Here is a 15,443-nt window from a genome sequence, read left to right as displayed (position 1 = left end):
TAACCGTCGAACTGTCTTTTTTGTATTTTAGGCTGCTCGCTTGCGGGAGCAGACGACGATCTGAAGCCCGGACCGCCGCCTGCAGGACAACGAAAAAAGCGATACGCGCGCAGCGTATCGCTTTTTTGGTCCGGCATTCGGCCCCGTTTTGCAAGGAACCGTGGAGCGGCTATTCAATATAGTCGGAACCCGAGCGGCAACTTCCGGGTTCGCGGATGGCACGGAACGTCCGCATGCGCTTAGAGCTCGACCCACGCTACTAATCCGTCCGGCTGGTCGGGATCGATGCCCTTGCGTTCCGCGCGCGAGAGCGCCGCGATCTGCGAGAGAAAGAGAAAGGGGATGCCTTGCGCCGCAGGATCGAGCGGCCTGCCGGAGAAGGCGGCATAGTCCGCGATCGCTTCGATCTCCGGATCCGCCTCGTCGCCGTAGACGATGACGGTCGCCCCCCGGCGCTTCAGATCGCGGAGCAGATTGTGCCGATGCGGCGCGCCTTCGGCCTCGCCCGATGCGGCCGCGATGACGAGCGTGCCCGGACCGACGACGACCATCGGCCCGTGGCGGACGTCGAGCAGATGATACGACTGGGCCTGTACGGCCGCGATCTCGGTCAGCGCGATCGCGCCTTCGCCGGCCAGGCCCTTCAGCTCGCCGTCGGCCAGCACGACGGCCTGGGTCCAGTCGAATCCCGCCGCCGCGCGGATGCCCGCTTCGACGCGCGCCATGTACGCTTCGCCGTCCCGGATCGCCGCGTCGATCGAGGCGATCAGCGCCTCGTCGCCGCCGAGAATTGCGGCGATCAGCAGATTGGCCGTATACAGGTTGATCACCGTACGGGTCTGGCAGACGCTGGCGTCGAATGCCCAGGGAAGCTCCAGCGCCAAGTCCGCCTCGGCCGATAGCGGGGAGTCCGCGACGCAAGAGACGGCCAGCAGCGGGACGCGCGCCGCGCCGCGAAGCCGGCGGACGGCCTCGACGATCTCCGTCGTGCTGCCCGACCGGGAAGGCGCGACCAGCAAGGTGCCGGTCAGCGCGGGTCGATAACGCTCGCCGTTCAACAGCAGGTCGCCGCCGGCAAAAGCCTGCGCCGTCAGGCCCGCGCGCAGTCGGACGGAAAACGCGGCCGATTCGCAAAGACAATAGCTGGAGCCGCAGCCGAGATAGGTCAACGAGGAAGGCGCAACCTTTTTCACGAACGCTTCGATCCTTCCTCGCTCGCCCAGCATGTATTCATAGGTATGGCGCAATGCCGCGTATTGTTGCTTGGTCTCCCGGTAAGTCAAGCTCATGAGATGGAAACCTCCATAAAATGAATGATACGATCATAATAATTTAATAAAATGACAATTACAATCATTTAATGATTGAAATAATCAAAATAGTTCTCTATATTATAAACATAACGTCAGGGAGAAACTCCTGCGCGAACACTACTCATGCAGGCCGGGAGGAACCAATCATGCCTCTAACTTCGACGACGGCGGTGCTTCAGCACGCAAGAAAACACGGGTACGCCGTAGCGGCTTTTAACGTTCACACGCTCGAGATGATGCAGGCGGTCGTGGATGCCGCCATCGAGAGCGACGCCCCGCTTATTCTCCAGACGACGGTAGGCACCGTATCGCATCTGGGCGCCGACTACATCGCTGCCGCGGCCGAGGTGGCCGCGAGCCGGACGCGCTTGCCGATCGGCCTCCATCTCGACCACTGTACCGACTACAACGTCATCGTCAGGTGCATCCGGGCGGGCTACACCTCCGTCATGATCGATGCGTCGATGCATCCGTACGAGGAAAACGTGGAACGCACGGCACGGGTCATCTCGGTAGCTTCGGCGGTCGGCGTCAATGTAGAAGCGGAGCTCGGCAAGGTGGGCGGCGTGGAAGACGACATCGTGGTCGACGAACGCGACGCGCTGCTGGCGGATCCGGAGGAATGCGCGTCGTTCGTCGCGCGCACGGGGGTCGATACGCTGGCGCCTGCCATCGGCACCGCGCACGGTATTTATAAGGGGGACCCGGATATCGACTTCGACCGGATCGCCCGCATCGCAGGCCGCGTCGACGTCCCGTTGGTGCTGCACGGCGGCTCCGGCATTCCTGCCGATCAGGTGAGGCGGGCGGTCGCGCTCGGCATGGCCAAGATGAATATCGCGACCGAGCTGCGCATCGCGTTCTCGGACGCCATCAAGCGCGTCTTCGAGGAGCGGCCGGGGGAGAACGATCCCCGCAAGTACATGGTGCCGGCGAAGGAAGCGGTCAAACGTCTGGCTCTGGAAAAAATCGCGTTGTGCGGCTGCGCCGGACGGGGCGGTGAGGCGATGTGATCGTCACGGTCACCTTGAACGCCGCCGTAGACAAAACTTACTACGTGTCCGGATTCGCGGCGGGCGCCGTGCAGCGGGTCAGGCGGCAAATCGCCGAGCCCGGGGGGAAAGGGAACAACGTCGCCAAAATCGTCAGGCTGCTCGGCGGCGAAGCGGTCGCGACCGGGTTCGCGGCGGGAGGCGCTGGCGCCTTCATCGAGGAGCGACTCGCGGCGAGAGGCATTCGGACCGGCTTCGTGCGCATACCGGGCGAGTCCCGTACCTGTCTGAACATCGTCGACGAGGCGAGCGGCGCGTCGACGGAGCTGCTCGAGGAGGGGCCGACGGTTGGAGACGCGGAGCTTGCCGAGATTAAAGAAGCCGTCGGTCGACTCGGCGCCCAGGCGAGCGTCGTCGTGCTGTCCGGCAGCCTGCCCGCCGGCGCGCCGGCGGAACTGTACGCGGATCTCATAGGCACCGCGAGATCCGCGGGCGCCCGCGTCTATCTGGACGCGAGCGGCGAGGCATTGGCGCTCGGCATCCAAGCGAAGCCGGACTTGATCAAGCCGAACGAAGAGGAGCTCGTCCGGCTCTCCGGCCGCCGGCGCCTGGAGGCCGATCATTGGGCGGAGGCAGCGGTGAAGCTTCACGGCCAAGGCATTCGCCAAGTGTGCGCGACGCTGGGGCGTCAGGGCGCGGTCGCCTGCATGGACGGCACGCTGTATCGCGTCATCGCGCCGAGCGTCAGCGCGGTCAGCGCCGTCGGCTGCGGGGACGCGTTCGTGGCCGGCATGGCCTATGCCGACGAGCTGGGGCTGCCGGCTGAGGATCGGCTTCGCATGGCTGCGGCCGCGGGAGCGGCGGCGGCCATGACGGACAGGGCAGGCGAGCTCGATCCTGCGGTCTACGAAAGTCTGCTGGACCGCGTGGAAGTCTTGCCGCTGTAGCGCCGCAGCGTCGCAGCTCTTCGCGTTCGAAGCGTCGCCGATGGTTGCAATCCGGACGGCTTCTCCTGCACAATGTAGAAAAATACGCGGATGACGGGCGGGGGAGTCGGAACATGGAAGCGACGTCGAAGGGCGAAGCGCGCAGGGCGAGGATGCTGGAGTTGATCAAGGCGAACGGGAGATTGTCGATTCAGGAGATTACGAGCGCTCTCCAATGCTCGGAGGCGACCGCGAGGCGCGATCTCGACCTGCTGGAGCGGTCGGGTCCGATCATCCGGACGATCGGCGGCGCCGTCTATGAGGGGACGCCGGCGCAGCCGGCAGCGGAGCTGCCTTTTGCGGATAAAAGACAGGCTCAACTGCAAGAGAAGGAGCGCATCGCGGAGACGGCGGCGGGACTCGTGTCCGAGGGGGACGTCATCTGCCTGACGGGCGGAACGACGACGTTCCTCATCGCGCGCGCGCTCAAAGCCCGGCGCAACATTACGGTCGTGACCAACGCGGTCAATATCGCATTCGAGCTGGCGGACGCGGAGGACGTTCAGGTCGTCGTGGTCGGCGGCGTCATGCGGGCCAAGAGCTACGAACTGATCGGGCCGCTCGCCGAGATCGTCGCGGACCGGATCAATATCACCAAGATGTTCCTCGGCGTCGACGGCGTATCGGAGACGCACGGGTGGACGATGCACGCCGAGATGGAAGTCCGGATCGCGCAAATTCTGATCCGGCGTTCGGGCGAGGTGTTCCCGGTGTTCGACGACAGCAAGCTCGAAAAAACGGCTCTCTTCACGATCATGCCGCTGGCCGAAGCGACCGGCATCATCACGAACCGTCAGCCGGACGGCTGGCTGGCGCGCGCCTGCGAGGAACATGGAATGGCCGTGCACGTACCCGAGCGACTGTCATAAATCTCCCGGCCAAGGAGCGGACTTATGGAGCCATCCGTTTTCTCGGTTATCGGATGCCAGCACGGGCACATCGCCTCTTTTATCGAAAAAATGCTAGGCATGGGTCATCGCTGCGCGGGTATTTTCGAGGAGGACGGCGAGGACCGGGGCCTCGCGGTCACGCTGTCCGACCGATTCGGCATACCGCTGCTCGACGCGATCGACGACGCCTTGGCGGAGGACGTGAGCGTCGTCGGCTGCGCGGCGGTCAACAGCCGCAAGATCGACGTCGCCGAGCTGTGCGAGGCGCGGGGCAAGCACATCATGCTCGACAAGCCGGCCGTCACGAACAGGGCGGGTCTCGAGCGGCTGCGCGGCGTCGTCGGACGCGGACGGATCGAGGTCGGCATGCTGCTCACCCAGCGCTTCCATGCCGGCGTATATACGCTGAAGTCGCTGATCGGCGAAGGCGCGCTCGGGCGGCTCGTGTCGCTCGACATGCGCAAGCCGCATCGGCTGAACGCGGGCGACCGGCCGGACTGGTTTTTCGATCATGCCCGCTCCGGGGGAATCATTCAAGATTTGCTCGTCCACGATCTGGACCTGCTGCGTTGGCTGACGGGCAGCGAGATCGCCGATATGCAGGGCTATATGGCCAAGCGAATCCTGCCGGAGCATCCGGGCTTCTACGATGCCGCGGCGCTGAACGCGAGGCTGGCGGACGGCACGCTCGCCCAGCTGTACGCCGACTGGCATACGCCCGCCCGCAGCTGGACCTGGGGCGACGGGCGCATCTTCGCCGTAGGTACGGCGGGCAGCGCTGAGCTGCGGCTGCAGGGAGATCCCTGGGGCGCCCGCGAGCCGATGCTGCTGCTGTCGAGCGACGTGGAAGCGCTCCATCCCGTGCCGCTGCGGCGACCGCCGGTCAGTCTCTACGCGGATTTTATGAATCGGCTCCGCGGCGGTGCGCCCGTACTGTCGGGAGAGGATGTGCTGCTCGCTTCCGCGGCGGCCGTGGACGCGGACGAACGGGCTGCGCGGATCGAGCGCGCCTAGCCGGCGTGGGATGCCGCGCCCCGGGATGCGGCGTCGAAGCGTTCCGCGGCCTCGTCCATGAAGCGCAAGATCCAAGCAATGCGATATTCGAGAGGGAAAGGGGAAGCGATATGTCGGTACGCAAAGGCCTATTGATCGGCGCAGGCGGCTTCGGCCGCATCCATCTGAACGAGCTGGTCCGTCTCACGGACGCAGGCTTGCTCGAGCTGGCTGCGATCAGCGACGTGCGGCTGACGGAGAGCGCGGCGGCCCTCGTCGCGGAGCGGGGCATCCGGCACTATGCCGACTACCGCGACATGCTCTCGGCGGAGGCAGGCGCCGACTTCGTCGTCATCTCCACGCCGATCCCGCTCCATGCGCCGATGAGCATCGACGCGATGGAGGCCGGCTACCACGTTCTCCTTGAAAAACCGCCCGGCGCCCTGCTACAGGATGTCGACCGGATCGCGGAGACGGCCTCCCGCACGGGCAAACTGTGCGCCGTCAATTTCTTCGCGCCGTCTCGCAAGGCGCAATCGCTGATCGCGCACGCGATCGCCTCCGGGGAGATCGGCCGCGTCAGGCGCTTCAAGGCGATCGCCCTGCTGCAGCGCACGGCCGCCTACTATGGCCGCACGCCGTGGGCCGGCAAGCTGACGGCCGCGGGCAACGTCGTTCTCGACGGCGCTTTTCACAACCCCGCCGCGCATCTGCTCTACAGCATGCTGAAACTGGCGGAGACGGCGGCGGACGCGGTCGGACGCGAGTCGCAGCCGGTCAGCGTGGCGGCCGAGATGTACCATGCCAATCCGATCGAGAGCGACGATACGACCGCGATGCGCATCGAGATGAGCGACGGCACGCCGCTCTGCTATTACGTGACGCTGTGCGCGAAGGAGACGGAGACTCAGCGGATCCGGATCGAAGGCACCGAAGGCGCGATCGAATGGAATTATGACGACCAGGTCAGGATCTGGCGGTACGGTCTGGGAAAGTCGTACGACTGCGCGGAAGGCGGCTTCGTCGAGAGGCGGTACAGAAACTTGATCCGTTCGATCGACGGGCAGGACGGCCTCGACGTCCCGCTGGATTCGGCGCGGCGCTTCACGCTCGTAGCCAACGGGGCGTTCGAATCGGCCAGGGTGATCCGCGGGATTCCGCCCGCCTTCGTGCGCCTGTCGGATGCCCAGGACCAGCCGGGCGCTTATATCGAAGGGATCGAGACCGCCATCAAGGATGCTTTCGCGGCGGGCAAGCTGCTTTCCGAGACGGGCCTGCCGTGGACGGCGCAGCCGGAATCGTTCGATTTGCGCGCGTATCGCCGTTTTCCCCAGCGTTTCCGCATGAACGGCGCCTAGTACCGGCGGACCGAAGAGGAGGGGCACGCTATGAAATTTTATGTCAGCGTCGATATGGAAGGCATCGCCGGCATCGCGCTCAAGGAGCAGATCTACCGCGGCGAGATGTTCTACGAGGAGTCCCGCCGTCTGCTGACGGACGAGGTGAACGCCGTCGTAGAGGCGCTCGCGCAGGCGGGCGCGAGGGAGGTCTTCGTGAAGGACGCCCACGCGTCCGGCTTCAACCTGCTGATCGGCAGCCTGCATCCCGCAGCCACGCTGGCCGTCGGCCCGCTGCCGCTTTCGAACCGGTTTCCCGGCCTGGACGGTACGTTCGACGGCGCGCTGCTCATCGGTTATCATGCGATGGCCGGCACCCGGAGCGCGCTTCTCGAGCATACGTTCAGCTATGCGGATATTAGCGAGCTGGCGCTTAACGGCGCGCCGATCGGCGAGATCGGGATCGACGCGCTGCTGTTCGGCCGCTGCGGCGTCCCTGTCGTGTTCGTCTCGGGCGACGACAAGGCCTGCGCGGAGGCGCATCGGCAGCTGGGCACGGTAGTCACGTACGAGACCAAACAGGCGACGGGCCGGCATTCGGGCCTGCTCAAGGCGCCCCGGCGCGTGCTGGCCGAGATCGGCGAGTCCGTCAAGGAGGCCGTAAGCCGCAGAAGCGAGTGCAAGCCCTACGCATTACCGGGACCTTACGAGATGCGGATCGATTATACGAGCACGAATCTGGCCGATGCGCACGCCTTCGAAGCGGACGGCGTCAGCCGTCTAGGCGGCAGGACTTTGACGCTCGAGGACGACGATTTCATGCGGCTGCTCGTCCGGACGTTCAGATAAGCGAAAAACGGCTTGGCCTGTCTCGGCGATGAGGCAGGCTTATTTGCCGTTTTCGGCGCATGAAAACGACCGCGAAAAAGGGCGTTTACGCCCGAATCGCGGCAGAAGGGGAGCAGGATGAAATTGACCAAGTATAAGACAATTTACCCTAATGGCGATTCGCTCGGGACTATGGCAGGCTTAAAGAGAAGCGCTTACATAGCGGGGAGGAGGGAAGGCGTTCAGAGGGCGCTTCCGGCAGCCCATTTACCTGTAGAAAGGCGGTAGAGATAACGAGAGGTAAGCACGATGCAAGCACGATGTAAGCACGTTGTAAGTCGAGCACGCTCTGTAGCAGTGGAATGACCATTCAACGGAGGGAGTGTAAAAATGCTTACGATTGTTAAAAGATCAGGGGCGTCGTTACTCGTCGCCAGCTTATTGTCCGCATCGTTTCTGTATCCGTCCGACTCCAAGGTGTACGCGGATCCGACGGAGACGAACGTCGCGCTCGGCCAGGCAACCGTGTCGACCAACGGCGTCGTGTCCAATGCCGCGTCTTTGAAGCTGCTTGTCGACGGCGACCGCACAACGAGCAATTACGCGATGATCGACGCCTCGACCGGACCCAAGTGGGTGCAGCTGGATCTGGGCGAATCGTTCCCGGTCACGAAGGTGAACGTGCTGAACGATTACAACCCGACGGCAACCAGAACCGGACGGGATATCATCGTTCAGCTGTCGAACGACCCTACGTTCGCCAGCGGCGTATCCACCATTTTTAACAACGATTCGGACAATACGGCAGGTCAAGGAGCCGGGACCGACGCCGCTTATCTGGAACCGACGGACGGCAGCGGCAAAACGATCGCGCTCAGCACGCCGGTCTCCGCTCGCTACGTCCGCTCGTGGGCGAACGGCCATATACGCTCGGCCGACGCTTCGATTCAGAAGGTCAATACGCCGGTCGAACTTGAAGTCTACGCCGCAATCCCCGCAACAAACGCATCTCTCCCGATCAATGTCAATTTAACCGCAAGTAACGCTACCGTGAACAGCGCGACGCTCGGCTGGACCAGCCCGGGACCGTCGGCGGTGACCGGCTATGACATTCGCTATTCGACTTCCCCGATCACCAGCGCCAACTGGGACGACGGGCTGGCCGTGAAACGCGTCTTAGGCGAACCGGCTCCGGCTGCGGCATCCTCCGCCCAGACGATGACGGTGAAAGGCTTGCCGTCCGGGGCGACCGTGTACTTCGCGATGAAGACGATCGGATCCGGCGGGCAATTATCCAACCTGTCGACCGTCGCGAACATCGCGATCAAGCCGGTCGCGAATGTCGCGATCGGTAAGACGGTATCGACGAACGCCGCCTCGACAAGCGGTCAACCGCTCTCCGCGCTGACGGACGGCGTTAAGACGACAGACAAATACGTGCTCTATGGCGTATCGGACGGCCCCAAGTATGCGCAAGTCGATCTGAGTAAGGCGTACGACGTCGCCCGGGTCAACATCCGCAACGACTGGGGCGCCGCCGGGACGTATCGGACCGGCAAGGATCTGATCGTGCAGCTGTCGAACGATCCCACCTTCGCCAGCGGCGTGACCACCATCTTTAACAATGACGGCGACAACAGCGCCGGACTCGGCGCAGGCACCGATGCGGAATACGTCGAGCCGGGCGACGGCAGCGGCAAGGACATCATGCTTAACGATACGGTTAACGCCCGTTATGTCCGCTTCTGGGCGAACGGCCACGTCCGGATCAACGGCACGGTCAACCTGGTCGATACGCCGGTCGAGATCGAGGTGTACGCGGATCCGCAGGACAGCGTGCCGCCGGCGGCCGTCGCGAACCTGGCCGTCACGAGGACGACATGGAAGACCGTAGATCTCAGCTGGACGGCGCCGGGCGACAACGGCAACGTCGGCAAGGCGAGCTCTTACGAGTTCCGCAGGTCGACATCGCCCATTACGGCGGCGAATTGGGCAAACGCGACCGTCGTGACTGGAGCGCCGGTACCGCTTACGGCCGGTACGACCCAATCGTTTACGGTTGGCGGGCTGACCCCCTCCACGACTTATTATTTTGCGATGAAGTCGAAGGATGTCATCAACGACTCGCCGCTGTCGAACGTCGTCAGCAGCACGACGCCAGCTGCCGATACGGAGGCGCCTGCCGCCATTTCCGATCTTCAGGTGTCGCAGTCGATCATCCATTCTGCAAAGCTGACCTGGACGGCGCCGGGCGATGACGGCACGATCGGGACCGCAGCCGGCTCCGAGGTGCGCTACTCCACCTCCCCGATTACGGCAGCGAACTGGTCTTCGGCATCGCTGGTGGAAGACAAAATGCCGCAGAAGGCATCCGGTTCGGCTATGGCCATGAAGGTAAAGGAGCTGACCGCGGGGACGACTTATTATTTTGCCGTGAGGACCAAGGACTCGGTAGGCAACTTGTCGGGATTGTCCAACGTGGTGAGCGCTACGATCGCCACGCCGACGGCGGACGCCGTGACGGTCAACTCCCTGAGCGCCCTGCAGCAGGCGATCACTAACGCGCCTGCGGGAGGCCGTGTCATTACGCTGTCGGCCGGCACGTATAACCAGACGACGACCATCCAGATCACCGGCAAAAACAACATCACGATTCAGGGCGCTACGTCGAACAGAGGCGATACGATCATTAAAGGGCCGGGCATGTCCAACTCATCCATGGACATCAACATCAAGGTCAATAACTCGGACTACGCCACGATCAAGAACATGACCATTCAGGATAGCTACTACCACGCCATCCAGATTAATGACGGCTCGAACTATTTCCATGCCGACAATCTGAAGACGTGGGACAACGGAGAAGGCGGCTTCAAGACGACCTTTGACGTGAACGGAATCAACGGCTATACCGATTACGGTTTGATCGAGAACTCTTTAATCGGTTATACCACCAGCGGCATCCAGAGCGTCGTCGAAGGCATCGATATTATCGCCGGCAAAAGCTGGGTCGTTCGAGGCAACAAGTTCGAGAACGCCCAAGGCTACTCCGCTGGCGTCGGCTATGCCGTCTTCGCCAAAGCGAACTCTCTCGACACGATCATCGAGAACAACGTATTCACAAACAGCTTTATCGCCATGTCGTTCGGCGGCGGGGGCTCCGGCCCATCGTTTTTCCGCAACCAGGACACCACCTATGAGCATCGCGGCGGCATCATGCGCAACAACGTGGTGTACGGCACGGTAGACGCAGGCGTTTATCTGAACAAAGCGACCGGGTTCAAGGTGTACAACAATACGATTCTGAAAACCGGCAGCGGTCTGGGTTCCATCGAGCCGCGCTTCGTCGAGACGAGCGGCGACATTCGCAACAACCTGCTCGGCGCTGACGTCAAGCTGCGCAACAGCGCGACGGCGACCCAGGGCAACAACCTCACCGGCGCGGACGGAAGCTGGCTTGCCAATCCGGCGCAAGGGGACTATCATCTCCATCCGTTCTACGGTGCGGGCGCTCGCGATATCGGCGCTCCGCTGACTGAGGTGCCGACCGATATGGATGGTCAGACCCGTCCTTACGGCAGCGCGCCGGATGTCGGCGCGGATGAGTTCATTCCGAACGAAACGACCCCGCCGTCGACGATCTCCAACCTCGCGGCAAGCGCAGCGACCTCGCGCACGTTCAAGTTGACTTGGACCGCTCCTGGAGACGACGGCAATGTAGGCAAGGCTTATCTGTACGACATCCGATATGCCAATGCGCCGATTACCGAAGCAAATTGGAGCAGCGCGCAGAAAGTCGAAACTTCCCTGCTTCCTGCGACTTCCGGTACTTCGCAGTCGATGACCGTGACCGGGCCAACCGCCGGGACGACCGTCTATGCGGCAATGAAAGCGGTCGACGATCAAGGAAACGTCTCGGCGTTGTCGAACGTCGCGTCGATCGCGATGGCGGCTACTTCCGCCACCGAGTTCAGCCCGGCGGACGACGTTCAGAATTCGTACGGTAATATTTATCCCAATCAGCAGACGCTTGCCGTTTCAAACAACGGATCTTACATCTACACAGCTTATTTGCAGGGTAATTACAGTACGTTTTCGGGAAGCTCGGCCGAGCGCGCAATACTGAAGCTGTATACCAACTACAATAAACCCATCACGATGAAGGTTACGGTTACCGGCCTGCAGGACAATTCCTGGACGGAAGGCTCCGTCACGGCCTCGAACTTGCCGAGCGAGACCGGAGCGGTCAATCTGGGCTTGCTCCCCGTCACCGGACCGGGCTGGTACGATTTCGACATCACGGATTTCGTGAACAGTCACATGGGCGACAAGAAGGTTTCGTTCAAATTTAGCGATCCTCTCGTACAGTCGAACCCCGTGAATTTTAACAGCTCGGAGAACCCCTACAACAGGCCGCTTATCGTCATTGAAAATACGGATACGGTGGCGCCTGACGCGATCGCCGATCTGGCGGCCAGCGATCGCACGATTAGCAGCGTGGTGCTGAAATGGACGGCGCCGGGCGACGACGGCAACGTGCGCACGGCAAGCGAGTACGACGTGCGTTACTCGTCATCGCCGATTACGGCAGCGAACTGGAGCTCGGCCACGCCTGTGATCGGGGAGCCAACCCCGCAGCTTGCCGGCACGAAGCAGCAGTTCAGCGTCCTGGGGTTGACGCCCGGAGCGACCTACTACTTCGCCATGAAGACGCGCGACAACGCAAACAACTACTCGGGCCTCTCCAACGTGATCCAAGTCGTCATGGAGACGACGATCAACGTGGCTAAGAACAAATCGGTGACTTCGAACGGTACGGTATCGAACAACGTGCCGCTGTCGATTCTGACCGACGGGGTGACCGCTCGCGATCAGTATGCGCTGATCGGCGTATCGACCGGCCCGAAGTGGGTTCAAGTCGATCTCGGCCAGGCATACGGCATCAAAAAGATCAACGTACGCAACGACTGGGGCGCGACCTCCGATACGTACCGGACCGGACGCGATCATGTCGTCCAAGTGTCGAACGACCCGAACTTCGCGACAGGCGTGACGACGGTGTTCAACAACGACCAGGACAACAGCTCGGGTCTCGGGGTCGGTACCGATGCGGAATATCAGGAGCCGGCAGACGGATCGGGCAAGACGATCACGCTTTCGTCGACGATCAATGCCCGCTACGTTCGCTTCTCGGCGAACGGGCACGTACGGGTTAATCAGACTTACAATCCGGTAAATACGCCGGTAGAGATCGAGGTCTACGCCGATCCAGGCGATAGCGTCGCGCCTGCCGCGGTGACGAATTTGTCGGGCAGCCAGACGACCTGGAAGACGACCAAACTGAGCTGGACCGCGCCGGGCGACGACGGGTCCACAGGAACGGCGGATGCTTACGATATCCGCTATCATACGTCGCCGATTACCGAGAACAACTGGAACGACGCGACGCAGCTGACGAACGAGCCGCTTCCGCAAGCTGCCGGCACCGCGCAGACGCTGGCCGTATCCGGGCTGACGCCGGCGACGACGTACTACTTCGCCATGCGCGCCATGGACGAAGCGACCAACGTATCGGCCATCTCGAACGTGTGGTCGGTGACGACGCCGGCATCCGATCCGACGCCGCCTGCCGCGATTGCCAATCTGCAGGCCGTCGCGCCGAACATCCGCAGCGTTCAGCTGACCTGGACCGCGCCGGGCAATGACGGCACGGTCGGCAAAGCTGCCGGTTACGACGTTCGCTACTCGACCTCCGCGATCACGGAAGCGAACTGGGCGTCGGCTACGCAAGCCGAGGATGAACTCGCGCAGAAGGATGCGGGATCGGCGATGAAGTTCCAGGCCAATCAGCTGTCGACCGGGGTCACGTACTACTTCGCCGTCAAAACGTTCGATGACGCCGGCAACTATTCGGCGCTGTCTAACGTCGTATCGGCCACGACTCTTAACCCTGTAGCGGATGCCGTGACCGTCACATCGCTCGCTCAGCTTCAGCAGGCGATCGATGGCGCGCCGGCCGGCGGACGTGTGATCACGCTCGCTGCAGGCACGTATAATCAAACGGCTACCATTACGATCGAAGGCAAAAACAACATTACGATTCAAGGGGCGACGACGAACTACGACGATACGGTCGTGGTCGGCCTGGGCATCAACAACTCGTCGCTCGACATCAACTTCAAGGTGAACGATGCGGACTACGTCACTATCAAGAACATGACGATTCGCGATTCGTACTTCCATTCGGTTCAGGTGAACAGCGGATCGGACTACTTCCACGCCGACCATCTGAAGACATGGGACAACGGCGAAGGCGGCTTCAAGTCGACTTCGGGCGGCAGTCCGGACCTGCCTTACGCGGATTACGGGGTCATCGAGAATTCGATGATCGGCTACACGACCTCCGGTCAACGCGGCGTCGTTGAAGGGATCGACCTGGTCGCTTCGAAGGGTTGGGTCATCCGCGGCAATACGTTCCAGAACGCCAAGGGCCTGAATGACGGCGTAGCCTATGCGTTCTTCGCCAAGGGCAACTCGATGGACACGATCGTCGAGAACAACGTGTTCCTGAACAGCTTTATCGCGATGTCGTTCGGCGGCGGAGGCACCGGGGCGAACTTGTTCCGGAACGGCGACACGACCTACGAACACCGCGGAGGCATCATGCGCAACAACGTCGTGTACGGCACGTTGGACGCGGCTGTCTACATGAACAAGGCGAACGGCTTCAAGGTGTACAACAACACGATGCTTAACATCGCGCCGACCGCGAGCGTAGGCGGCGTCGAGTCCCGCTTCGCCGGAAGCAGCGGCGAAGTGCGCAACAACCTGATGGATAAGAACGTCAAGCTTCGCGACGGAGGCGCAGCGACATCCAGCAACAACATTATTAACGGTACCGCAAGTATGCTGATCAACCCGGCCGGAGGCAATTATCATCTCAATCCGGCCACCGCCCAGGCTGCGATCGATGCAGGCGCTTCGCTGCCGACGGACGTCCCGACCGACATGGACGGACAACAGCGACCGACCGGCTCCGCTTACGATATCGGAGCGGACGAAGTGAGCGCGGCGCCGCTTGCGCCGACCAGCGTCACGGGCAGCGTCTACGGCGGCGCCGTCCAGCTGAGTTGGAACGCCTCGTCCGGCGCGACGAGCTATAACGTGAAGCGCGCGACGGTCAGCGGCGGCCCATACACGTCCCTGGCGACGGGCGTTACGACGAACGCGTACACGGATAGCACCGTTGCGGCGGGCGCGACTTATTATTATGTCGTCGCGGCCGTTAGCGCCGGCGGCACGAGCCCGGATTCGACGGCAGCGTCCGTCACCGTGCCCAATCCCGTGCCGACGGGAGTCACGGCGACAGGGGGCGGCGGCTCCGTGACCGTCAACTGGACGGCAGTGAGCGGCGCAACCGGCTACAACGTGAAGCGCGCGACGGTCAGCGGCGGTCCGTACACGACGATCGCGTCGAGCGTCACTGCGGTCACGTACACCGACCAGACGGTGACGAACGGGACGACGTACTATTACGTGGTCAGCTCCCTTTATAACGGAGGCGAGAGCGCGAACTCCTCGCAAGCGTCCGCAGCGCCGCTTGCCAATCTGGCGCTAGGGAAGACGGTGACGGCAAGCAGCACCTACAATACGACCAACTGGAGTGTAGGGAAAGTTGTCGACGGCGAACGCAATTCCGTTTCCGGAAAATATGGATGGACCAGCAACGATTCGCTTACTTCCAATCATACCGAATGGATCATGGTAGATTTGGGGACGGCAGCGACGATTAGCCAGGTCAGCTTATACCCGCGTAATGATACGGGGAACGCGGGATATGGCTTCCCTGTCGATTTTACGATTCAAGTCTCCACTGACGGGACGACTTGGAGCACGGTCGTGAGCCGTACTGCTTACGCGTTGCCAGGCGGAGCCGTGCAGTCCTTCAGCTTCGCCTCGGCACAGGCCCGTTATGTCAAGGTGACGGGGACCAGCTTGCGTCAAAATCCGAGCGATTCCAATTATTACAGAATGCAGCTTGCGGAGCTGGAAGTGTACTGAGTGAATAAGCCGTAAACGAAGATAAGAAAAAGAACCGCCGGCA

The 15,443-nt window shown here is 62.2% G+C and carries 8 protein-coding genes; 7 read left to right on the top strand and 1 reads right to left on the bottom strand.

Annotated elements, in window-relative coordinates; genetic code table 11:
* Nucleotides 1-239 precede the first annotated feature (239 nt).
* Nucleotides 240-1,289 carry an SIS domain-containing protein gene (locus tag BM235_RS02715; RefSeq protein ID WP_090108986.1) on the bottom strand — a complete coding sequence of 350 codons (1,050 nt, stop codon included), beginning with the start codon at nucleotides 1,287-1,289 and terminating at the stop codon, nucleotides 240-242.
* Nucleotides 1,290-1,459: 170 nt separating this feature from the next.
* Between BM235_RS02715 and BM235_RS02710 the strand changes: the two genes are divergently transcribed.
* The 7 genes from BM235_RS02710 (at nucleotide 1,460) to BM235_RS02680 (ending at nucleotide 15,400) form a co-directional block, all read left to right on the top strand.
* Nucleotides 1,460-2,326, top strand: coding sequence for a class II fructose-bisphosphate aldolase (locus BM235_RS02710; protein WP_177244174.1), 867 nt, complete (start codon nucleotides 1,460-1,462; stop codon nucleotides 2,324-2,326).
* Complete coding sequence (locus tag BM235_RS02705) at nucleotides 2,323-3,252, top strand: 1-phosphofructokinase family hexose kinase (RefSeq protein ID WP_090108985.1); 930 nt, start codon at nucleotides 2,323-2,325, stop codon at nucleotides 3,250-3,252. Before BM235_RS02710 ends, BM235_RS02705 begins: the two co-directional genes overlap by 4 nt.
* A gap of 113 nt (nucleotides 3,253-3,365) precedes the next feature.
* Nucleotides 3,366-4,160, top strand: a complete 795-nt coding sequence (locus tag BM235_RS02700; protein ID WP_090108984.1) for a DeoR/GlpR family DNA-binding transcription regulator — start codon at nucleotides 3,366-3,368, stop codon at nucleotides 4,158-4,160.
* A 24-nt stretch (nucleotides 4,161-4,184) separates the two neighbouring features.
* Nucleotides 4,185-5,195 carry a Gfo/Idh/MocA family protein gene (locus BM235_RS02695; protein WP_090108983.1) on the top strand — a complete coding sequence of 337 codons (1,011 nt, stop codon included), beginning with the start codon at nucleotides 4,185-4,187 and terminating at the stop codon, nucleotides 5,193-5,195.
* 110 nt (nucleotides 5,196-5,305) lie between these two features.
* Nucleotides 5,306-6,532 (top strand): Gfo/Idh/MocA family protein, encoded by a 1,227-nt coding sequence (locus tag BM235_RS02690; protein WP_090108982.1) that lies wholly within the window; start codon nucleotides 5,306-5,308, stop codon nucleotides 6,530-6,532.
* A 30-nt stretch (nucleotides 6,533-6,562) separates the two neighbouring features.
* Nucleotides 6,563-7,360 (top strand): M55 family metallopeptidase, encoded by a 798-nt coding sequence (locus BM235_RS02685; RefSeq protein ID WP_090108981.1) that lies wholly within the window; start codon nucleotides 6,563-6,565, stop codon nucleotides 7,358-7,360.
* 369 nt (nucleotides 7,361-7,729) lie between these two features.
* Nucleotides 7,730-15,400 carry a fibronectin type III domain-containing protein gene (locus tag BM235_RS02680; RefSeq protein ID WP_090108980.1) on the top strand — a complete coding sequence of 2,557 codons (7,671 nt, stop codon included), beginning with the start codon at nucleotides 7,730-7,732 and terminating at the stop codon, nucleotides 15,398-15,400.
* Nucleotides 15,401-15,443 lie beyond the last annotated feature (43 nt).

Source organism: Cohnella sp. OV330 (genome assembly GCF_900112065.1).
Lineage (GTDB): Bacteria > Bacillota > Bacilli > Paenibacillales > Paenibacillaceae > Cohnella.
The sequence above is the reverse complement of the archived record's forward strand: the minus strand, read 5'-3'. Positions and strand labels throughout refer to the sequence as shown.

What these genes read in the sequence shown, in the direction of transcription:
- BM235_RS02715 (WP_090108986.1), bottom strand. Translation starts at nt 1,289, where the DNA reads ATGAGCTTGACTTACCGGGAGACCAAGCAACAATACGCGGCATTGCGC.
- BM235_RS02710 (WP_177244174.1), top strand. Translation starts at nt 1,460, where the DNA reads ATGCCTCTAACTTCGACGACGGCGGTGCTTCAGCACGCAAGAAAACAC.
- BM235_RS02700 (WP_090108984.1), top strand. Translation starts at nt 3,366, where the DNA reads ATGGAAGCGACGTCGAAGGGCGAAGCGCGCAGGGCGAGGATGCTGGAG.
- BM235_RS02695 (WP_090108983.1), top strand. Translation starts at nt 4,185, where the DNA reads ATGGAGCCATCCGTTTTCTCGGTTATCGGATGCCAGCACGGGCACATC.
- BM235_RS02690 (WP_090108982.1), top strand. Translation starts at nt 5,306, where the DNA reads ATGTCGGTACGCAAAGGCCTATTGATCGGCGCAGGCGGCTTCGGCCGC.
- BM235_RS02685 (WP_090108981.1), top strand. Translation starts at nt 6,563, where the DNA reads ATGAAATTTTATGTCAGCGTCGATATGGAAGGCATCGCCGGCATCGCG.
- BM235_RS02680 (WP_090108980.1), top strand. Translation starts at nt 7,730, where the DNA reads ATGCTTACGATTGTTAAAAGATCAGGGGCGTCGTTACTCGTCGCCAGC.